Genomic DNA, 21085 nt, shown 5'->3' with positions numbered 1-21085 from the left:
TATACAATGGCGGACGACACCATGGCAGACACGGACCTTCAGCGCTTCGATGTAGTGATTCAGGGGGGCGGCATCGTGGGGCTTGCCATGGCGGCCCGGCTGGGCGAGATCGAAGCCCGCTCCCCCATTGATGGACATCCCGGGCTGACCATCGCCGTCATCGATGCCGATCAGGCACCGGAAGCACTGTCGGAAGACACCCTTGCCCTGCGTACCACGTCACTCAATGCCGGGGCCATCAACCTGCTCGAACGCAACGGCGTACTGGCACATCTACCGGAGTGGTTTCTGACCACTTTCGACCGTTTGGAGGTGGGCGATCGCACCAGACCGGTAGCCCTGAGTTTTGATGCTTCCGATATCCAGCTCCCCCGGTTCGGCGTGTTCGTCGAGAATGATCGGCTGCGATATGCATTGTGGCAGTTGCTCAAACAGCGCGAGCGCGTCTCGCTGCTGGCAGAGAGCCGGGTGCGCACACGCGAAGTGCTGCCGGACCGCCAGCGGCTCATACTGGACAATGGTGACATCATCGAAGGCGCGCTGCTGATCGGTGCCGATGGCGCCCGCTCGATGGTACGTCGGGATGCCGGGATCGATGCACGCTCCCGCGATTATGCGCAGAATGCCCAGGTCATCAATGTGCGTCTCGCCGAGCATCGTGACATTCACACGACCTGGCAGGTGTTCGCTCCCGAAGGACCACTGGCACTGCTGCCGCTGCATGATCGTCAGGCCTCGCTGATCTGGTATGACCGCCCCGGCACCGTACAGAGCCGCATGGCCATGGATGACGAAATGCTGAAGGCCACGATCCGTCAGCACTTTCCGCCTCGGCTGCCCGAAATCGAGACCATTATCGAACGGGGCCAGTTCCCGATCGCCCGTCAGCATGCCCAGCGCTATATTGCGCCGCGACTGGCCCTGATCGGTGACGCCGCACACGTCATTCATCCCATGGCAGGTCAGGGCGTCAACCTGGGCCTGGCAGATGTTGAAATTCTCGGCGATCAGCTGGATCGGGCGCTGCGATATGGCCGTGATCTCGGTGACCAGCGAGCACTGAAGCATTATCAGCGCCATCAGTGGCCCCGTAATGCCGCCATGCTGACCGCCGTTGATCAGCTCTACGATATTTTCCGTTCACCCATGGCCGATCTTTTCGGGCGAGGTCTCGGAGGCGCCAATCACATTACGCCGGTCAAGCGACTGATGATGAAGATGGCCGTCGGGCCGACATGACTGCGGCGATGATCTCACCAGCCGAAGTCCTCGATTTCTGGTTTGTTCGATTGCGTCCGCGCCAGTGGTTTCGCCGCGATGAGCAGGTGGATCACATCATCCGCGAGTGCTTTTCAGCGTTGCATGCCAGCGCTGCGGCCGGGGAGCTCTGGCACTGGCGCGACAGCGATGAGGGCCGTCTGGCAGAAATCATCGTGCTCGATCAGTTCTCCCGTAATCTCTTTCGCGATGACCCGCGAGCCTGGCAACAGGATGCTCTGGCACTGATACTCGCTCAGGAAGCCATCGACCGAGCTGTCGATCACCGGCTTGATCCTGTTCGACGTCCTTTTCTCTACATGCCGCTGATGCACAGCGAATCCCTGATCATTCAGCGCCAGGCGCTCCGTCTGTTCGAACAGCCGGCACTGGAGCGCCATCTCCCCGAGGCCCGGCGCCATCATGACATCATCGAACGCTTCGGCCGCTTCCCCTGGCGCAATGCTGCTCTGGGAAGAGAGACCCGGCCCGAAGAGCAGAGCTACCTTGAAACGCCCGGCAGCCAATGACTGTTTCACGTGAAACACGTCACATCCTTTCAGCTTTCCCATCGCTTCTGACGCCAGGGTTCAGCGCTCGCGAATCATGATGCCCGCCTGCTGATTGCCGAGCCGGGGGCGAGTGCTGGCGTCCGGATGGTTCAGGCAATGGCGACGATAGCTGTTGTAGCGATAGGCATCACTATCGAAGCCATCAATCGTGCCGCGCCGGCCATCCTGCAGGGTAGTCATGGTGCACTGATCAAGATCAGCGACGGTTCCTACACCTTCGATGGATAATTTGTGACGAGCCATACCGGCCAGATCGAGCCTGCGCCACTGTGGTGAGATGATGGACTCGGGAATGCTCAACTCCTGACAGAAACGTGCCACCAGAGTCTCACTGACTTCATAGGCCTGCATGCTGGCAGCCGGTCCAATGACAGCTACCCACTCCTCGGGGGGCGCCAGGGTCTGCATGCACTCGATCATCCGCTCGATAATGCCCGCCAGCAGCCCACGCCACCCGGCGTGCAGGGCAGCGACTGCCTGTCCATTGCGATGTGCCAGCAGTATCGGCAGACAGTCGGCGGTCGCAATCCCGAGCGGTATGCCGGCCCGAGTGGTCAGCAAGCCATCCGCTTCACCACATGCCTGGCCTGGCCGGGTCACAGTCACCACGGTGGTGCCATGAACCTGCCGACATTGCGGTCGGGCCGAGGGACGCTCGGCCAGTACCGGTGGCACGAGAGAGTGTCGAGTGCCAAACCCATGCTCGATAGCTGCAATATCATCCAGTCGAGCGTGCGTCATGATCCGGGCTATCATGGTCGTCTCCTGTGGCGCAGTGGAGGCAGGTATCGGTGCGCAAGTCGAGCGAGCTATCGACGGTATGGCAAGCCTGATATCACTCAGCTCGATGTGGGTGAGTACTCACTTAACAGGGGCCATTGCTGTAGCCAGCCTTTCTCGTGCCATCGCCGCGCGAAGGCCTCCGGTCGGGGGCGATAAGGATTCGGCGTCACCCGCCCTGCCATCAGCGATTCCAGGCCGAACGGTGCCGCGAGCTGCAGCGTATCCGCCCTTGTCAGGCGAACGGCGACGGCGGTTTCCACTTCCACCCAGTAACACATGGCATCGATGCTGTCCTGATAGGGCCTGTCCCCGTTGCGTCGATGCATACGGGCCTGGTTGCGCACTGACCAGGGGTGATCGAGTCGCGCCCGTAATGCCACCTCGAACGCCTGCTCGGTGGGGCGCGATACATCAACCGCATCGAAGTAGATCACGTCCAGATCATTGAGCGGCGTGGGCACCGAATAGCCGTGCAACCGATCCCAGACGAGATTGCGCACGAACCCCGCCGCCAGCCAGGCATCCGGCGGTGCAACGGTAGCCAACACCTGCAAGGCAGCCATGCGCGCCTCATCCTCGCGCAGCCACTGCCGAATACGCACCCCGGATGGGGTCTGTGTCACGTCTGCTGTCATACCCCACCCCCTGCGACACTTCGACACTGAGTACTGGCAATCTGGCGCGACTGTTTTAGTCTGGAGACAGACATGTTCCAGGCAGCCATTACGCCTCTGATCACGGAATTGTTCCATGACCGACACTTTTCACTTTTATGAACCTGCTCAGGGCCATGGCCTGCCACACGATCCCTTCAAGGCGATCGTGGCGCCGCGCCTGATCGGCTGGGTGTCATCGATGGACCAGAGCGGCACACTCAATCTGGCACCTTACAGCTTTTTCAACGCGCTCAACGCCGAGCCACCGATGATTGGCTTCTCCAGCTACGGCTACAAGGATAGCGTCACCAATATCGAGCAGACAGGCGAGTTCTGCTGGAATCTGGCCACCCGGGAACTGGCCGAGGCCATGAATGCCAGTTCGGCATCGGTTGATGCAATGACCGATGAATTCGCGCTGGCCGGTTTGACCCCGGCTCCCTCACGGGTGATCAGCGTTCCGCGGGTGGCGGAGACCCCTGTCTCCTTTGAATGCCGACTCTGCCATATCCTGCGTCTTGATAGCGCCGATGGCACACCCACCAACAACTGGCTGATCATCGGTGAGGTGGTCGGAGTCCATATAGCACAAGACATGCTGGTCGACGGCATCTACGATACCGCGCGGGCGGAGCCGATCATGCGCGCCGGTGGGCCGGCAGACTACTTCAGCGTGAGCGATACCCAGCGCTTTCGCATGAAGCGTCCCGACTGAGCGGCGTGAGACCAATGACCCGGCCACCCGGATCATGACAGCGGATAACGGGAGATCTCATGGACGTGCAACGGGCAGTGCAGCGCTTTATCGACAGCCTCGACGAGGATGTGCCGCCGGAGACCCTCAGCACACCGCTGCGCGCCCTCTGGTGGGCCGGCAAACCCGATTGGCACCAGGCTCACGATCAGGTCGATACCGCCACCGGTCTGGACGAGGCCTGGGTGCATGCTCACCTGCACCGTCGGGAGGGCGATCTGGGTAATGCCGGTTACTGGTATCGGCGTGCCCAGCGTCCGGTCGCAACCACTTCGCTGGATGAGGAGTGGCACGAGATTGCCGAATATCTGCTGGGCCGAGAGCGTGCCGCAGCCAAAGGCCGTGACGTCTGATTTGCAACCGGGGTCAATCATTGCAAGGCCGGTTGTTGCAAATTGCCGATGGATCGACTTCCATAACACCATACAGTACCAATGTGGTACTCATTGCACACGGGAAGCGTCTGCTTTCCACGCCACGGAGAGACCCTGTCATGGCTACCGCTCGGGATGCCCGCATCGACCTTCATGAGGTCTATTACAATACCCGTTCGATCCGCACCTGCAGTCTTGATCCGTCCATTCGCTGTCTCGCGGAACTGCGCGCCTCGCAGATCAATGGCTGCGAAAATTGCCAGCATCTTCGCATTGCCGAAGCGATTGACATGGGGGTTTCCCGGGAAAAGATCGATGCGCTGGCCGACTGGTCGGCCTCCGACAAATACAGTGAGCGTGAGCGTGCCGCCCTGGCCTGGTGTGAAGCCTTCACCCATTTTCGTCCTCGCGACAATCAGAGCCGTCTGCTGGCGATCCGCCAGTTCAGCCCTCGCGAGCTGGCGGATCTGACGCTGGCCATCGAGTTGACCGGCACGCTGGATCGCGTCTCCGATCGCGTCGTCAACGACGCATAAACAGGCTTCTTCTTATCGTGGCAGGCATGTAAGCAACCACTTGCAAACCTGAAACGGCTTTCATAACGGGATTTGCAACTCGAACAGGGAGGATGGCATGACGGCCTCGACCTACCGATTGAAGACAGGACTGATCGGTTACGGGACGGCTGGTGCCGCCTTCCATGCCCCGCTGATCAGCGCCGAACCCCGGTTGGAGCTGACCGCTGTGGCCAGTAGCCGGGCCGCGCAGATTGCTCATGATCTGCCCAGCGCAACCCGCACCGATCCGACGACCCTGATCGAAGATCCCGCCATCGATCTGGTGGTGATTGCCACGCCCAACGACAGCCATGCCCCACTGGCTGAACAGGCGCTGCGTGCCGGCAAGCATGTCGTAATCGACAAGCCCTTCACCGTAACCTCGGAAGAGTCCCGGGCACTGATCGCCCTGGCCCAAAAGCACGACCGGCTACTCAGCGTCTTTCAGAATCGCCGCTGGGATGGCGATTTTCTAACCCTGCGCCAGCTTATTGACGCTCACCGACTCGGTGAAGTGCTGCACTACGAAGCGCATTTCGACCGTTTCCGCCCTGTGCCCAAAACGGGCTGGCGGGAAACCACGTCGCCGGGCGCCGGGGTACTTTACGACCTGGGCGCCCATTTGATCGACCAGGCCGTACAACTGTTCGGCTTGCCCGAGGCGATCACGGCCGATGTACAGACCCAGCGGCCTCAGGCCAGCGTCGATGACTGGTTCCATCTTGTGCTGCGTTACGGCCGCCTTCGGGTCATTCTCGGCGCCTCCTGCCTGATGGCCGGGCCAGGCCCTCACTTTGCCGTACACGGCGATCGTGGCAGCTTCATCAAGTACGGCCTGGATGTGCAGGAGTCCCAGCTCAAGGCCGGTCAGTGGCCCGGCCAGCCGGGTTGGGGTGAGGAGCCGGAGGCACAACGAGGGCTTTATACCGACGGAGAAGGCCATCAGCGCACGATGGCCACCGAGCGTGGCCGTTATGAGGCTTTCTATGCCGGCATTGCCGCTGCTGTACTGGAGGGTGCACCACTTCCGGTCACGGCCGAGCAGGCCCATGACGTCGTGCGGGTCATCGAGGCCGCCCACCAGAGTGCCCGTGAGCGCCGCGAGATCGTACTCGATCAGTGATCGATTGCCTGACAGGCGAGCATGAAAAAGGCCCCGAATGGGGCCTTTCTCGTTTTGGCTTACCAATATCAGCGGGCCAGTTCCGAGAGCAGCGATTCAATGATATCGAGCCCCTCGTTCAGAACCTCGTCGCTGATGGTGACCGGCATCAAAAACCGGATGGTGTTGCCATAGAGACCACAGGATAGCAGGATCAGGCCGCGCTCACGGGCCTGCTTGCACAGTGCTCCGGTCAGCTGGGCATCCGGCTCACCATCGGCACCGACCACATCAAACGCCGCCATGGCCCCCAGATGCCGCGAATTGCGCACGCAGGAGAAGGAGTGCTCCCAGCGCTCGAAGCGCTCGCCCAGCTTTTCGCCCAGTGCCTGACTCTTCTCGAGAATCTGCTCCTGCTCGAACACTTCCAGCACCGCCAGTACTGCAGCACAGGAGACCGGGCTACCGGTGTAGGTGCCGCCCAGCGAATTACTGCCCGAGGCATCCATATGTTTGTCAGTACCCACTACGGCTGAAATCGGCATACCATCGCCCATGCTCTTGGCCATGGTGATGATATCCGGTTCGACCCCGGTGTGCTCGATGGCAAACATCTTGCCGGTGCGACCGAAACCGGACTGGACTTCATCAACGATCAGCAGAATGCCGTGCTCATCACAGAGCTCGCGCAGCTGCTTCATGAAGCTCGGCGATGCCGCGTGGAAACCGCCCTCGCCCAGCACCGGCTCGATCACGATGGCGGCAGTATCGCGGGGGTTGGCATCGGTCTTGAGGGTCATTTTCAGACCATTCAGCGCATCTTCCTCGCTGATCCCGAGGGCATCGATCGGATAGGGTGCACGATAGACCTGCCCCGGCATGGGCCCGAAATCGGTACGATAGGGCGCCACCTTGCCGTTCATGGCCATCGTCATGAAGGTCCGGCCATGATAGCCGCCGGAGAAGCAGATCACGCTGGAGCGGCCGGTCGCAGCGCGTGCCACCTTGACGGCATTTTCCAGCGCCTCGGCACCGGAATTGGCCAGCATCACCTTGCCATGACCACGCACCGGCGTGATCCGGCTGAGCTGTTCGGCCACCTTCACATAACCCTCATAGGGCATGACCGTCTGGCAGGTATGCATCACGCGGTCGAGCTGCGCCTTGACGGCTTCGACCACCTTCGGGTGGCGATGACCGATATTGAGCACCCCGATGCCCCCGGCGAAGTCGATGAACCGCTTGCCATCGGCATCCCAGAGCTCGGCATTCTCGGCTCGTTCAGCGAAGTGCTGATCCGGGCTTGCAGCACCACTGGCCACATAGCGCTGTTTCAGCTCATTGAGTTCGGCGTTGGTCATTTCACTGCTCCTTGTCGTGCCACCGCAGCCGACTGCGGTGCGAGATTGCCGATCCGCATACCCTTGCGCGCCCTTACTCTTCGGCGCGCTCCTGCTGCAGTTCGGAGTGCATTACGCGGGCGCTGTAGTCGCGCCCGTAGCGGGCAAGCGCAAAGCCGTACATCGCCAGCCCTGCCAGCATCCAGAGCCCGAAGATCACCCATTCGGTGCCGGTCAGGGCCGATGGGCTACCAGGCAGATAGAGACAGACCATGCCCAGCGCCAGCGCCACCGAAATGCCACCGACCCACTTCCCTCTCCCCACCAGAAAAGGACGAGACATCGATGGCTCACGATGACGCAGCACCAGAAACGATAGTGCCACCATCAGATAGGCGATGACGATCCCCAGCCCCCCGGCATCCACCAGCCAGACCAGCGCCGGCCGGCCAAGAAAGGGGGCAATGGTCGACAGTGCCCCGATCAGCAGAATGGCGTTGACAGGGGTACGATGCTGCGGATGCAGACGACCCAGAAAGGCCGGCAACATGCCGGCGTGCGCCAGCGCATAGATCGCCCGAGAGCCACCGATATAGAAGGCATTCCAGCTGGTAATAATGCCGGCAATGCCTGCCAGCACCATCAGGTTACCGCCCCAGGCACTGCCGAAGACCGCTGTCATGGCATCGGGCACGCTCAGCGAACTGCCACTGAGCGCGTCGTGATCGAGCATCAGGCTGGTCCCCAGGATGATCAGCGAGTACCACGCCACCGCCAGCAGCACCGAAGTAATCAGCACCTTGCCGATATCGCGAAATGGCAGATCGATCTCTTCCGCCGCCTGAGGGATGACATCAAAGCCGACGAACAGAAACGGCACCATCACCAGTACCGACATGATGCCGCCCACCAGACCGCCGTCGATATTGAACAGAGGTCTCATGTTGTCGGTATGTCCGGTAAACAGGGAGCCGGTAATGAACATGACGCCGGCCACCAGAATCAGTGCGGTGACGACCTTCTGCAGCAGCGCCGCCGTTGAAATACCGACATAGTTGATCGCCATCATCACGATCGAGCCGACGACCCCGACCGCCACCCAGGTCGCCTTGACCTCCCAGCCGGCGACAGTCCAGAGATGACCGATGTCATAGCCCGGCGCCAATTGCTCGACCACGGTCGGCAGGGCCACCGCTTCGAACGACACTACGCTGACGTACCCCAGCACGATGCTCCAGGTACAGAGAAACGAGGCGAAATGCCCCAGCGCTCGATAGCTGTAGACATGCTCGCCACCGACCTTGGGCATCGCTGCGGCGAGTTCGGCGTAAGTCAGCCCGATCAGGGCCATGGCTACGCCGCCGATCAAAAAAGCAATAATGGCACCGACGCTGCCGGCGTTGAGAATGGCGGTGCCGGTCAGCACGATCCAGCCCCAGCCGATCATGGCACCGAACGCCAGGGCCAGTACATCGGTCCGGGCCAATACCCGAACCAGCTCACGTGGTTGTTGTGTCGTCATGATTGTTATCCACCTTCGCGTTGACTGGAATCGTCACCCTGAAGCCTCGGCCCGACCGGGGGCAAAATCGATGCCTCATGCTGTTCACTGTAGCCGCCGCATTCACACATCACGAACTCTTCAATGGCGCCTGTCGCAGTGCCTTCACTCCCTCCATGAGCCCGATCCGCACGTCAACGTTCAATGGCATCCAGCAGTGCCAGCGCATAGCCTTCGAGCCGGGTCAAACGATGCTCAAGCCGGGTGAGCCGTGCCCGACGCGCCCCATCCGCTTCGCCATCGGCCAGCTCGCGCAGCTCATCACGCACCTCATCCAGCTCCTGCAACATTTCAGGGCGCTGTTCTGGCGCCGGTGGTCCATTGGGCATGGCTCTCTCCTGTCAATCGAATGATTCCCTGAGCGCCGGCCCGATACGCGGTTCCCGAGTGTCCCCTGGCTCATCGAGCAGCGACTCGCCCTGCTCATCGCACGCCCCACACCCCGGCCCCGGCGCAGAGCGCTTCATGGTTGACGCTGGCACATCCCGCGCCATTCGTCGACTTCAGCAGCAGTGATCAGACAACCGATGGTCACGTAGCGCTGCCACATAAGTAAACATGTCATTCTATATATAAAGATATTCCCATGTAGATACATCTCCACCTATTGATCGAAAATCCCACCAATATCGACATAAATGGGATTTCAACTTGACCCTTCGATAGCACCCGGCCAATCTGAGTATACAAATCGTTCTACTCTGACAGCTTCATATGGAGAGCTCATGTCCAGCAAACGACAGGACCTGATCGATACCGGAGAGCGCCTCTTCCACGAGGAAGGCTTCTTTGCCACCGGGGTGGACCGTATCGTCAGGCAGGCCGGCACCACCCGCCGGACCTTCTACCAAAACTTCACTTCCAAGGAGTCATTGGTAGAGGCCGTACTGCGTCAGCGTGATCGGTCTTACTTCGATGCCATCGATCGCTCGCGCCCCGCCCCCGAGGCAGGCGCGCTGGCACTGGCGCTGCATGTGGCCGAAACCCATCTCCAATTTCTGTTCCACGGCGCTGTGCATGGCTGTCTCTTTATCAAGGCGCTGGGTGAGTACGAGGCACACTCGACGACGATCAGTGCGCTGGCCACCGAACACAAGCGCAGCCTTCACCGCTATCTGACCCGGTTGCTGGCCGACGCAGGCGCCACCCAGCCCGAAGCGCTCGCCCTCGATCTCGCCACCGCTCTGGAAGGAGCCACCCAATACGCGCAGCTGATGCCACCCGAAGTCATTGGTGAGTCGCTCAGACGTCAGATACACCGCTGTTTCACCGACAAGGAGGTCGTCTCATGAAACAGGACAATATGCCACTGATCGCTGCCGGCACCCTGCTGATCGGCATCTGTTACGGATTGGCCCGCTTCGCTTATGGCCTTTTCCTGCCGCAGATCCGGGCCGATGTCGGGCTGGATGCCACTATTGCCGGCGTCATCGGCAGCGGGGCCTATCTGGGCTACTGTATGGCCATCGTGGTCAGCGCCCTGCTGGTCGAACGGCTCGGGCCAAGGACGGTGGCGGTAGGGGCCGCCCTGATCGCCGCTGCCGGCATGGCGGTAGTGGCCCTCAGCCACAGTGCCTGGCTGCTGGCTGCCGCCATGATATTCGCCGGCATGAGCACCGGGCTGGCCTCACCGCCGATGGCACAGGCGGTCTCGGTGCGGATCCATCGCGCCAGACAGGCGCGTGCCAATACCGTGATCAACGCCGGCACCAGTCTGGGGGTTGCCATCTCCGGACCAGCCGCCTTTCTGGCCACCGGGCAGTGGCGCCTTGCCTATGGCGCCTTTGCCCTGGCCGCGCTGGCCAATGCCCTTTGGCTGTTGATGGTCATGCCACGCTCGAGCAGCCGCGCTGACGCAAGCAATGATCACGGCGCGACGCTGTGGCGCCTGCGCGCGGTGAAACTGATGGCAGCCGCAACCGGCATGGGCATCGCCAGTGCCGCCTTCTGGACTTTTGCTGGTGAAGTGATTACTCACGTCGGCGACAAACCGCAGCAGATCGCCAATCTGGCGTGGATCGTGATGGGACTCGCCGGGCTGGCAGGCGCCATGACAGGCGATCTGATCAAGCGCTTCGGGCTGAACGCCATCCATCGCCTCGCGCTGACTGCCATGGCGCTCGCACTCTGGCTGATCGTCGCAGCCGCCGGTCACAACACCGCAACGCTTGCGGCCGCGGCACTGTTTGGCGCTTCCTATATCATGCTGACCGGCATCTATCTGGTGTGGGGGATCGAGGTATTCGAAGATCGCCCCGCCATCGGGTTGGGGCTTCCCTTTCTGATGATTGCGATCGGTCAGGTGATGGGCTCACCGCTGGCGGGCAGTCTGATCGCCCATCTGGGGTATGGGGGCTGCTTTAATGTGTTTGCCGTGATCGCTCTGCTGACCATGCTGGCTCACTACCGCGCACCACAGCTGCGCCAGCCCGCCCCTGCCACCTAGTCGCGGCCCCTGCTGGCATGATTGGCGCGCTGATTGAACAGTACCGAGCGCGCCGACTCGTCCTTCGGCTGACCGCCGCTGCGCCACTCCCTGCCAAGTTCGACACCACGCTGCACGGCAGGACGCTCCTTGACCCGCTGCCGCCAGGCAGTCACCTGCGGGAATTCATCGAGCGGCTGCCCCATGGCCCTGGCAATCAACACCCAGGGCCAGTTGACGATGTCAGCGATACTGTAGTGCTCGCCTACCAGATATGTCCGACCCTCGAGTCGACGTTCCAGCACGCCAAGGCAGCGGTGATACTCGTCCCGATAGCGCGTTTCGGCGTAGCCGCCCGCCTGCGCCTCGGGGGCATAGTTGACGAAATGACTCATCTGGCCCCCCATCGGGCCAAGATTGCCCACCTGCCAGAACAGCCACTCATCAATCTCCTTGCGTAGCCGAAACTCTTCCGGATAGAACGTACCGCCCTTGTGCGCCAGATAACGAGCGATGGCCCCGGACTCGAAGATGGGCAGTGGTGCTTCGCCATACCCCTGAGCCGGTGCATGATCGACGATCGCCGGCATGCGATTGTTGGGCGAGATGGCCAGAAATTCGGGGGCAAACTGATCGCCGGCATTGATATCCACAGGCACCACCCGATAGTCGAGTGCCAGCTCCTCGAGCAGGATGGCGATCTTCCAGCCGTTGGGCGTCGGCCAATAGTAGAAGTCGATCATGAGGCACTCCCCCCCTCGTCGACAGCTGCACCTGAATCAAGCAGCCGATCAATCTCCTCATCGCTGAAACCGTTCTCCGCCAGTACTGCCCGGGTACCGGCGCCCAGCGCCGGCGCGCCGTTCAGAGGCAACGCATCCGACCGGGAGAAACGCGCCGCCGGGCGCGTCTGACGCAGCCTGCCCGCCTCGGGGTGATCATATTCGACCAGCAGCTCATTGGCCGTAACCTGCTCGTGTTCGATCATTTGCGAGCGCGTCAGTACCGGCGCACAGGGCACACCGAACTCGTTGAGTCGCTCGAGCCAATACTCGGCGCTCTGCTCGGCCAGCTTTTCCTGGGTCAGCTCGAGGCGCGCGTTGATGTTGTCCTGGCGATCAGCAAAGGTGGCAAAGCGTGGGTCATCACGCCACTCTGGTACATTCAATGCCTCGGTCAACGCCTGCCACTCGCGATCATTCTGCACCGCCACGCTGATGTAACCGGTGGTGGTCTGATAGATCAGATCAATGAAACTGGCGGCCTGCGCCTGATTGAACTCATGGCCGACAAAGGTCTGGCTGTTCATGTCGGAGTGCCACAGGAAATCAACCACTGCATCGAGCATTGATACATGCACATGCTGACCGGGTTGGCCGCGCTCACGGGCAAGCAGCGCCGCCGTAATCGCCTGGGCGGCGATATAACCGGTGAGCTTGTCCGGCACGATGGTGCGCACCAGCCTGGGCCGTGCCTCATCCGAACCGCCCTGAATAGTGGCCAGGCTCGAAAGCGACTGGATCAGCGGATCATAGACCGGCTTGCCGGTATAAGGTCCGCTCTCACCGAAACCGCTGATCGAGACATAAATGATATTCGGCGCCACCTCGCGAATGGCCGCCTCGCCGATGCCGATGCGCTCGGCCACGCCGGGACGAAAATTCTGTACCAGTACATCGGCATTCGCACACAGGCGCTTCAGCGTCGCCAGACCCTCGGGCCGTTTGAGATCGAGCGCGACGGAGCGCTTGTTACGATTGTTATTGAGAAAGTTCGCCGAAAAGCCGTGCCGCTGGTTGGCCGCCAGTCGGGTCTGATCGCCGCTGTCCGGTCGCTCGACCTTGATCACTTCAGCGCCCTGATCGGCGAGCTGCATGGTCGCCACCGGGCCGGAAACCATCGCGGTCAGATCAATGACCCGGAAGCCGCTCATGGGTAGTGTCATCTGTCCTGCCTCCCTGTACTGCAGCAAGCCTGGCACAGGGGCCGGTCTCCCGCTGCCACGGCCTGCTGATCAGCGGATGCACACGAGATGCAGATGATCCATGAAATGACGTATCAAAGTGCGCCAATACGCTTAAGTGATACAAACCGGCCATTGTCGTCATACGTCATCCGGTAAATCCCCTGCACACCGCTCGGGCCCACGATACGGTGTAGCGCCCGCGCAGGCAGCAGCACCTTGCGACCATCCGGACTATGGGTATGAATATGCTCGGCTTCCCCGGCATAGTAACTGCGGCACTGCTGCGCAGTGAGATTCAGCACGATATCGATGGTAGGCATGGCGAAGGAAAATTGTGAAACGCCATGCCAGCTTATGAGAAGTCCTGGGTGACAGCAAAGGGACGGGGCCTGATGTTTCACGTGAAACATCACCAGATTAACTCCGCAGATGCGGGGCTCACTGGCGAATCGTCTATTGCCGCTGGTTACGGTCAATCCTCGCAGGATCAGGTGGCCCGAGATTCAGGCATCACCCCCTGCTCGATCAATACTTCACGAGCGGTAAACAGGCCATTGAGCGCAGCCGGAAACCCCGCGTAGACGGCCATCTGCATGATCACCTCGATGATCTCTTCGCGCGTTACGCCCACATTCAGGCCCGCTGCGATATGCACTTTCAACTGCGGTGCGGCATTACCCATGGCGGTAAGCGCTGCAATGGTGGCAAGTTCACGATCGCGCAATGAAAGCCCCGGACGAGAGTAAATATCCCCGAAAGGAAACTCGAGCAGATAGGTGGCGAAATCCGGTGCAATGTCGCTCAAGGCATCAACCACATGCTGGCCGGCTTCGCCATCAATGCGGGCCAATGCACGCCGGCCCCGGCTCAAACGGCTTTCACTGCAATTTACTGGATCGTGTGTCATGTGTCGGGCTCCTGTTCGCTTCCATATCGGCATAACCTTCAATCTTGGTATCCAGAACATGGAGTGCTTCCTGCAGGACATGCAGCTGTTGGCGAACCTGCTCACGGTGCGCTTCGAGCATTTCACGCCGTTCCGCCAGAGTGCTGTCGCCCTGCTCACGCAGGGCGGCATAATGCACCATCTCCCGAATCGGCATGCCAGTGGCTTTCAATCGCCCCAGAAACTCGATCCAGCTCAGGACAGAGGCGTTGTAAAAGCGCTGGCCAGCACCATCCCGCGGCGCTTTCGGCAGCAGGCCGATTCGCTCGTAATAGCGAATGGTATGTACCGATAACCCCGTACACTGCGCCAGTTCTCCAATCCTCACGGTCGTCTCTCCATGTTCCGATCATCTCCAGGTTACGGCCTGGAGCGCACTCCAGGTCAAGCACTTTCAAGAGTACCGACATGAAAAAGGCGGCCCGCAGGCCGCCTTCCTCTCATTTGCCTTACAGGCCGGATCAGATATCCAGATTGGCCACCAGCGCGTTCTGCTCGATAAAGTCGCGCCGCGGCTCAACTTCATCGCCCATCAGCGTGTTGAACATCATGTCAGCGGCAATCGCGTCCTCGATGGTCACCTGCAGCATGCGGCGGCTATCGGGGTCCATGGTGGTCTCCCACAGCTGATCGGGGTTCATCTCGCCGAGCCCCTTGTAGCGCTGAATGCTGAAGCCACGGCTGGCTTCATTCATCAGCCAGGTCAGCGCATCGTGGAAGTTGTTGATGGCTTTGGTGCGCTCGCCTCGTGCGATATAGGCGCCCTCTTCCAGCAGGCCGTTCAGCCGCTTGCCCAGCTCGAGCATGGCGCCATAGTCGGCGGAGCGGAAGAAGTTGGCGCCCAGCGCGTAATCCGTCGCGACGCCGTGAGCGGTCAGCACCACTTTCGGCAGATAGAAGCTGCGCTCCTCATCGAAAGTGAGCGAAATCTCATAACGCGGGCCCCCTTCGTAGGCCACCAGGGCATCCATCTGCCCCTGCAGCTCCTCGCTCCAGCGCGTCATGGTCTCGCGATCGCCCAGCTTCGCCTCATCGAGCGGCTCGATGTAGATCATCTTGCGCAGCACCTCGACCGGGTAAACCCGGGCAAGGCGATCAAGGCGATCCATCACGCCGCGATACTGACTGACCAGGGTCTCGAGCTGTTCGCCGGCGATACCCGGGGCGTTTTCGTTGACGTGCAGTCGCGCCCCATCCAGCGCCGTGCTGGTGAGATGATTGATCAGGGCGTTTTCGTCCTTGAGATACATCTCGTTCTTGCCGCGCTTGATCTTGTAAAGCGGCGGCTGGGCGATGAACACGTGACCGCGCTCGATCAGCTCCGGCATCTGACGGAAGAAGAAGGTCAGCAGCAGTGTGCGAATGTGCGAGCCGTCGACATCGGCGTCGGTCATGATGATGATCGAGTGATAGCGCAGCTTGTCGGCGTTGAATTCTTCCCGGCCGATACCGCACCCCAGCGCGGTGATCAGGGTGCCGACTTCCGCCGAGGAGAGCATCTTGTCAAAGCGTGCCTTCTCGACGTTGAGGATCTTGCCCTTGAGCGGCAGGATTGCCTGGGTACGCCGATCCCGCCCCTGCTTGGCGCTACCGCCAGCGGAATCACCCTCGACCAGGTAAAGCTCGGAGCGCGTCGGGTCCTTCTCCTGGCAATCGGCCAGCTTGCCCGGCAGGCCGGCGATGTCCAGTGCACCCTTGCGTCGCGTCATTTCACGCGCCTTGCGGGCGGCTTCACGGGCCCGGGCGGCGTCAAGCATCTTGTTGACGATCGCCTTGGCCTCGTTGGGATTCTCCAGCAGGTAATCGGAAAGCTGTCGGCTCATCTCCTGCTCGACCGCCGTCTTGACCTCGGAGGAGACCAGCTTGTCCTTGGTCTGCGAGGAGAACTTGGGATCGGGCACCTTGACCGAGATGATGGCCGTCAGCCCTTCACGGGCATCATCACCGGAAGTCGCGACCTTGGCTTTCTTCTGCAGCTCTTCGGATTCGATATAGCTGTTGAGGCTACGGGTCAGCGCGGCGCGAAAGCCCGCCATGTGCGTACCGCCATCGCGCTGCGGGATGTTGTTGGTATAGCAGTAGATGTTCTCGACGAAGGTGTCGTTCCACTGCATTGCCACTTCGACCGCAATGCCGTCATCGCGCTCCACATTGAAGTGGAAAACCGGGTTGATGGTCGAACGGTTGTTGTTCAGATGGTCGACAAAGGCACGCAGACCGCCCTCGTAGTGGAACAGCTCTTCGCGGCCATCACGCTCGTCCAGCAGCCGGATCGCCACGCCCGAGTTGAGAAACGACAGCTCTCGCAGACGCTTGGCGAGAATTTCGTAGTGAAATTCGATATTGGCGAAGGTTTCACTGGAGGGTCGGAAGTTGATCTGGGTCCCGGACTGCTCGGTCTCGCCAACCACCGACAGCGGTGATTGTGGCACACCATGGTGATAGGTCTGCTCATGGACCTGGTTGTTGCGCCAGATGGTCAGCTTGAGCTCTTCGGAGAGCGCGTTGACCACCGACACCCCAACGCCGTGCAGGCCCCCGGAAACCTTGTAGGAGTTATCGTCAAACTTGCCGCCGGCGTGCAGCACGGTCATGATCACCTCGGCCGCCGAAACCCCCTCCGAGTGAATATCGGTGGGAATACCACGACCGTCATCGGAGACGGTGATCGATTCATCGGGATGAATCACTACCCGGATTTCGCTGCAATGCCCTGCCAGCGCTTCGTCGATCGAATTGTCGACGATCTCGAAAACCATGTGGTGCAAGCCGGTACCATCATCGGTATCCCCGATATACATGCCCGGACGCTTGCGGACAGCATCCAGCCCCTTCAGGACCTTGATACTCGATGAATCGTAGGCGTGTTCGCTCATTGCTTGCCCCTGGTCGTCAGGTTGGCCGGTCGCCGTTGGCGTGTTCCAGCTGTCCCTGTTTCACATGAAACCTTTCGATTGGCGTATCAGCGTGCCAGTAGCCCTCGAGGGCATCCGGGTCGATGCTGGTCAGAAAGGTCTGACAGTTCATTTGTTCGAGCAGTCGACAGAATCCCCGACGATGCTGGTCATCCAGCTCGGCGGCAAGGTCGTCGATCAGATAGATGCAGCGCTGCTCGTCCTGCTGCTCCAGCAGTCGCCCCTGGGCCAGCTTCATGGCGCTGACCACCAGCTTCTGCTGCCCTCGTGAGAGCACCTCGACACCGGGATGGCGGCCGACACGCAGGCGAAGATCGGCCCGCTGCGGCCCCTGCTGGGTAAATTTCATCTGCCGGTCGGTTGCCAGATTCTCTTCCAGCAGAGTGCCCAGTGAACGCTCCCGATCCCAGCCTCGCTGGTAGCGCAGCGTCATTTCCGGGATATCGATGAGCTCGGCGAGCGTGGCTTCAAATACCGGTACGAACTGCGCCATGTAGTCGCGACGATAGGCATCAAGCATATCGCTCCAGCGCGCCAGCTCATGACTCCACAGCGCCAGTGTTCGATCCTCGATTCTATCATGTCTGAGCAGGGCATTCCGATGTTTCAGCGCCCGTCTGGCGCGGCGCCAGACATCGAAAAAGTCATGTTTCATGTGAAACACGCCCCAATCGAGAAACTCGCGGCGGGCGGCGGGGGAACCCTCGATCAGTCGAAAGGCATCGGGATTGATCAGCTGCAGCGGCAGGCGGCGCGCAAGCTCGGCAATGCGATCGACCCGTTCACCGGCCAGTCGCATGGTCAGGCCATCAGCATCACGGCGGCGCTCTACACCCAGCGGTACCGGCGGATTACCGGCCAGACGACCGAAGACCGTCAGTCCTTCGTGCTCATGAGCGATGGCGTTTTTGAGCTGGCGCGTGCGAAAGGAGCGCCCCAGCCCAAGGATATGAATGCCTTCCAGCAGACTGGTCTTGCCGCTGCCGTTGGCACCCGTGACGAGATTGACCCCGGCACCGGGCGCCATATCGAGACGTCCAAGATTGCGCAGATTGACCAGCTGAAGACGTTCGAGCGACATGCGACTCCGCAGTACAGGCTTCAGGCCCGGCGCCAGTGACACGAAAGCAAACGCCGGGCGGCCTTTTCAGGCCACCGGGCTTCGGAAGGCGGCGGTAGCCGGTTCACAGCCGCATCGGCATGACCACGTAGCGGGCGTCGCCACCACCGGGGGCTTCCAGCAGGGCACTGCTTGACGCATCCGACAGGGTGATCTGCACCTGCTCGGTGGCGAGCACATTGAGCACATCGACCAGGTAGCCGACATTGAAGCCGATCTCCAGCCCCGCGCCGTCATAATTGACGCCGACATTCTCCTCGGCTTCTTCCTGCTCGGGATTGTTGGCCAGTACACGCAGGTTGCCGGCCTCGAGATTGAGGCGAACGCCACGATACTTCTCGTTGGAAAGGATCGCAGTACGCGAAAGGACCTGACGCAGCTCGCTGCGCTCGGCAATCACCAACTTGTCACCGCCCTTCGGAATCACCCGTTCATAGTCGGGGAACTTGCCATCGACCAGCTTGGAGGTGAAGGTGAAGGCACCGGTACTGGCCCGCAGATGATTGGTCCCCAGGCGCAGGGTGATCGGCTCCTCGCTATCATCGAGCAGACGCGACAGCTCGATCACCCCCTTGCGCGGCAGGATCAGACGCTGTGGCTCGCTCATTTCGAGCTCGACCTCGCGTTCGCAGACCGCCAGCCGGTGACCGTCGGTCGCCACGGTGCGGACCAGCCCCTCGCGCAGCTCGATCAGCATGCCGTTGAGATAGTAGCGCACGTCCTGCTGCGCCATGGCAAAGGAGGTTGAGTCGATCAGATGTTTGAGCGTCCCGCGGTTCAGCGTCAGCTCGCTGCGCTGCTCGCTCTCCTCGATGTTGGGAAACTCGGCCGCCGGCAGGGTCGAGAGGGTGAAACGCGAACGCCCGGAGCGCAGCAGGGCCCGCCCTTCCTCGACAGAAAGCGTGATCTCGGACTGATCCGGCAACGATTTGCAGATATCCATCAGCTTGCGCGCCGGTACGGTAGCCGAGCCTTCTTCCTCGACGCTCGACGGCTCGACGCGCCCGATCAGTTCGACCTCAAGGTCGGTACCGGTCAGTGACAGCTCGTTGCCGCTGACCTCGAGCAGCACATTGGAGAGCACCGGCAGGGTCTGACGGCGCTCGACCACGCCTGCTGCCAGGGACAGCGGGCGCAGCAGGGCTTCACGCGTGATGGCAAGTTTCATGGGCTCCACTCTTTCGGGCACGTCTTCGGTTCATTGTCGTGACTACGGTGGCGCCGCACAATGGTGGCGCCGGCCCGATCGGCTCAGCTGGTCAGCAGCCGCATCAGATTCTTGTAGTCTTCGCGGATATCGGCATTCTCTTCCTGCAGCTCGCCTACCTTGCGACAGGCGTGCAACACCGTGGTGTGGTCGCGCCCGCCGAAGGCGTCGCCGATTTCCGGCAGGCTGTGATTGGTCAGCTCCTTGGCCAGCGACATGGCAATCTGACGCGGCCGGGCCACCGAGCGCGAACGGCGCTTGGAGTGCAGGTCGGCCACCTTGATCTTGTAATACTCGGCTACGGTGCGCTGGATGTTGTCCACCCCAACCTGCTTGTCCTGCAGCGCCAGCAGATCCTTGAGCGACTCGCGAATGAACTCCTGATTGATCGGCTGCCCCATGAAGTGGGAGTCGGCGATGACCTTCTTGAGTGCCCCTTCCAGTTCACGCACGTTGGAGCGAATCTTCTGCGCAATGAAGAAGGCGGCATCGTGCGGCAGATCAACCTTCGACTGCTCGGCCTTTTTCATCAGGATCGCCACCCGGGTTTCCAGTTCCGGCGGCTCGATGGCGACCGTCAGCCCCCAGCCGAAGCGGGACTTGAGCCGCTCCTCGACACCGCTGATCTCCTTGGGATAGCGATCGGAGGTCAGAATCATCTGCTGACCGCCTTCCAGCAGGGCATTGAAGGTATGGAAGAACTCCTCCTGGGAGCGCTCCTTGCCGGCAAAGAACTGGATATCATCGATCAGCAGCGCATCGACACTGCGATAAAAGCGCTTGAAGTCATTGATGGCGTTGAGCTGCAGCGCCTTGACCATGTCCGCGACAAAGCGCTCGGAATGCAGATAGACCACCCGGGCATTTTCGCGCAGTCCGGCCAGCTGATTGCCTACGGCATGCATCAGGTGGGTCTTGCCCAGACCTACCCCGCCATAGAGGAAAAGCGGGTTATAGGCGCCACCGGGGTTCTCTGCCACCTGGCGCGAAGCTGCACGGGCCAGCTGGTTGGACTTGCCCTCAACGAAGGTATCAAAGGTGAAGTTGGGGTTGAGCCCGCTCTGGTGCTTGAGGCTGCCCTCGACCTGCACCTGACGCTCACCGCTACCGTTGCTGCTGTTGGCGCTGGCCGTGTTCGTGCTGCTGCGTCGCGGGGTGGCCGAGGAATCGATCTCCCGCTCATCGCGATAGTCACCCCGCGGGGCGGTCGGCGCAGCGGGTGGTGTGGGAGCCGGATTTTCCGCCGGCGCACTGCGCTCTTTCGCCGAGGGCGCCAGGCGCGGATTGGAGACGGTCCGCCGACTGCCGATACCCAGCGAGACCCGAGGCGGCTTGCCACCACTGGAGAGCTCACGCATCAGCTCGTTGATGCGCTTGAGATACTTGTCGCTGACCCAGTCGCGCACGAAGCGGTTGGGCGCCAGCAACGACAGCTCGTTGGCGTCTTCACCATCCTCGGCCTGGAGCGGACGAATCCAGGTATTGAACTGCTGCGAACTGATTTCGTCCTGCAGATACTCAAGACATTGTTGCCAGAGTGCGATCGACAC

The 21085-nt window shown here is 61.0% G+C and carries 22 protein-coding genes; 8 read left to right on the top strand and 14 right to left on the bottom strand.

Features of this window, described 5'->3' with window-relative positions; genetic code table 11:
- Positions 1 to 21 precede the first annotated feature (21 nt).
- Together FY550_RS00110 and FY550_RS00105 are read left to right on the top strand one after the other, a co-directional pair.
- A complete protein-coding gene (locus tag FY550_RS00110; protein WP_070980300.1) occupies positions 22 to 1239 on the top strand; it encodes an FAD-dependent monooxygenase in 1218 nt (405 codons plus the stop codon).
- 8 nt (positions 1240 to 1247) lie between these two features.
- Positions 1248 to 1787 carry a DUF924 family protein gene (locus FY550_RS00105; RefSeq protein WP_199287825.1) on the top strand — a complete coding sequence of 180 codons (540 nt, stop codon included), beginning with the start codon at positions 1248 to 1250 and terminating at the stop codon, positions 1785 to 1787.
- Positions 1788 to 1847: 60 nt separating this feature from the next.
- On the opposite strand, the gene FY550_RS00100 is transcribed toward FY550_RS00105, so the two are convergent.
- Both FY550_RS00100 and FY550_RS00095 read right to left on the bottom strand, forming a co-directional pair.
- On the bottom strand, positions 1848 to 2585 hold the full coding sequence (locus tag FY550_RS00100) for a polyphenol oxidase family protein (RefSeq protein ID WP_084388207.1): 738 nt from the start codon (positions 2583 to 2585) through the stop codon (positions 1848 to 1850).
- Between the two features lie 83 nt (positions 2586 to 2668).
- Positions 2669 to 3235, bottom strand: a complete 567-nt coding sequence (locus tag FY550_RS00095) for a nucleotidyltransferase family protein (protein WP_233350237.1) — start codon at positions 3233 to 3235, stop codon at positions 2669 to 2671.
- Positions 3236 to 3362: 127 nt separating this feature from the next.
- Between FY550_RS00095 and FY550_RS00090 the strand changes: the two genes are divergently transcribed.
- The 4 genes from FY550_RS00090 (at position 3363) to FY550_RS00075 (ending at position 6076) form a co-directional block, all read left to right on the top strand.
- Positions 3363 to 3983 carry a flavin reductase family protein gene (locus FY550_RS00090; protein ID WP_070980293.1) on the top strand — a complete coding sequence of 207 codons (621 nt, stop codon included), beginning with the start codon at positions 3363 to 3365 and terminating at the stop codon, positions 3981 to 3983.
- A 59-nt stretch (positions 3984 to 4042) separates the two neighbouring features.
- Complete coding sequence (locus tag FY550_RS00085; protein WP_070980291.1) at positions 4043 to 4375, top strand: hypothetical protein; 333 nt, start codon at positions 4043 to 4045, stop codon at positions 4373 to 4375.
- Positions 4376 to 4515: 140 nt separating this feature from the next.
- Entirely contained in the window at positions 4516 to 4932 is a 417-nt protein-coding gene (locus FY550_RS00080) for a carboxymuconolactone decarboxylase family protein (protein ID WP_070980288.1), read from the top strand.
- 97 nt (positions 4933 to 5029) lie between these two features.
- Positions 5030 to 6076 carry an oxidoreductase gene (locus FY550_RS00075; protein ID WP_070980286.1) on the top strand — a complete coding sequence of 349 codons (1047 nt, stop codon included), beginning with the start codon at positions 5030 to 5032 and terminating at the stop codon, positions 6074 to 6076.
- A 68-nt stretch (positions 6077 to 6144) separates the two neighbouring features.
- Here the strand turns inward: FY550_RS00075 and gabT are convergent, their stop codons facing one another.
- The 3 genes from gabT to FY550_RS00060 form a co-directional block, all read right to left on the bottom strand.
- Positions 6145 to 7416, bottom strand: coding sequence for a 4-aminobutyrate--2-oxoglutarate transaminase (gene gabT, locus FY550_RS00070; protein WP_149054267.1), 1272 nt, complete (start codon positions 7414 to 7416; stop codon positions 6145 to 6147).
- Between the two features lie 73 nt (positions 7417 to 7489).
- Complete coding sequence (locus FY550_RS00065) at positions 7490 to 8917, bottom strand: APC family permease (RefSeq protein ID WP_070980282.1); 1428 nt, start codon at positions 8915 to 8917, stop codon at positions 7490 to 7492.
- Positions 8918 to 9090: 173 nt separating this feature from the next.
- Positions 9091 to 9285: a hypothetical protein gene (locus tag FY550_RS00060; protein WP_149054266.1), complete on the bottom strand. Its 195-nt coding sequence runs from the start codon at positions 9283 to 9285 to the stop codon at positions 9091 to 9093.
- A 396-nt stretch (positions 9286 to 9681) separates the two neighbouring features.
- On the opposite strand from FY550_RS00060, the gene FY550_RS00055 reads away from it, so the two are divergent.
- Together FY550_RS00055 and FY550_RS00050 are read left to right on the top strand one after the other, a co-directional pair.
- A complete protein-coding gene (locus FY550_RS00055; RefSeq protein WP_070980280.1) occupies positions 9682 to 10248 on the top strand; it encodes a TetR/AcrR family transcriptional regulator in 567 nt (188 codons plus the stop codon).
- On the top strand, positions 10245 to 11402 hold the full coding sequence (locus FY550_RS00050) for an MFS transporter (RefSeq protein WP_084388205.1): 1158 nt from the start codon (positions 10245 to 10247) through the stop codon (positions 11400 to 11402). The genes FY550_RS00055 and FY550_RS00050 overlap by 4 nt, the downstream gene beginning before the upstream one ends.
- On the opposite strand, the gene FY550_RS00045 is transcribed toward FY550_RS00050, so the two are convergent.
- The 9 genes from FY550_RS00045 to dnaA all read right to left on the bottom strand — a co-directional run bounded on the left by FY550_RS00045 (position 11399) and on the right by dnaA (position 21085).
- Entirely contained in the window at positions 11399 to 12124 is a 726-nt protein-coding gene (locus FY550_RS00045) for a glutathione binding-like protein (RefSeq protein WP_070980277.1), read from the bottom strand. The genes FY550_RS00050 and FY550_RS00045 overlap by 4 nt on opposite strands.
- Positions 12121 to 13326 carry a CaiB/BaiF CoA transferase family protein gene (locus FY550_RS00040; protein ID WP_070980275.1) on the bottom strand — a complete coding sequence of 402 codons (1206 nt, stop codon included), beginning with the start codon at positions 13324 to 13326 and terminating at the stop codon, positions 12121 to 12123. Before FY550_RS00040 ends, FY550_RS00045 begins: the two co-directional genes overlap by 4 nt.
- 113 nt (positions 13327 to 13439) lie before the next feature.
- Complete coding sequence (locus FY550_RS00035) at positions 13440 to 13667, bottom strand: DUF2835 family protein (RefSeq protein WP_070980273.1); 228 nt, start codon at positions 13665 to 13667, stop codon at positions 13440 to 13442.
- 167 nt (positions 13668 to 13834) lie between these two features.
- Positions 13835 to 14254 (bottom strand): carboxymuconolactone decarboxylase family protein, encoded by a 420-nt coding sequence (locus FY550_RS00030; RefSeq protein ID WP_070980271.1) that lies wholly within the window; start codon positions 14252 to 14254, stop codon positions 13835 to 13837.
- The gene (locus FY550_RS00025) at positions 14226 to 14621 is read right to left on the bottom strand and encodes a MerR family transcriptional regulator (RefSeq protein WP_070980269.1); all 396 of its coding nucleotides are present in this window, start codon (positions 14619 to 14621) and stop codon (positions 14226 to 14228) included. The genes FY550_RS00030 and FY550_RS00025 overlap by 29 nt, the downstream gene beginning before the upstream one ends.
- Before the next feature lie 133 nt (positions 14622 to 14754).
- A complete protein-coding gene (gene gyrB, locus FY550_RS00020; protein WP_149054265.1) occupies positions 14755 to 17169 on the bottom strand; it encodes a DNA topoisomerase (ATP-hydrolyzing) subunit B in 2415 nt (804 codons plus the stop codon).
- A 16-nt stretch (positions 17170 to 17185) separates the two neighbouring features.
- A complete protein-coding gene (recF, locus tag FY550_RS00015; RefSeq protein WP_149054264.1) occupies positions 17186 to 18289 on the bottom strand; it encodes a DNA replication/repair protein RecF in 1104 nt (367 codons plus the stop codon).
- A 103-nt stretch (positions 18290 to 18392) separates the two neighbouring features.
- A complete protein-coding gene (gene dnaN, locus FY550_RS00010; RefSeq protein WP_070980267.1) occupies positions 18393 to 19496 on the bottom strand; it encodes a DNA polymerase III subunit beta in 1104 nt (367 codons plus the stop codon).
- A gap of 83 nt (positions 19497 to 19579) precedes the next feature.
- Positions 19580 to 21085 (bottom strand): chromosomal replication initiator protein DnaA, encoded by a 1506-nt coding sequence (gene dnaA, locus FY550_RS00005; protein ID WP_070980264.1) that lies wholly within the window; start codon positions 21083 to 21085, stop codon positions 19580 to 19582.

The sequence above is a fragment of the Kushneria phosphatilytica genome (assembly GCF_008247605.1).
GTDB classification, from domain to species: Bacteria; Pseudomonadota; Gammaproteobacteria; order Pseudomonadales; family Halomonadaceae; genus Kushneria; species Kushneria phosphatilytica.
This window is presented reverse-complemented; position numbering and strand designations above follow the sequence as displayed.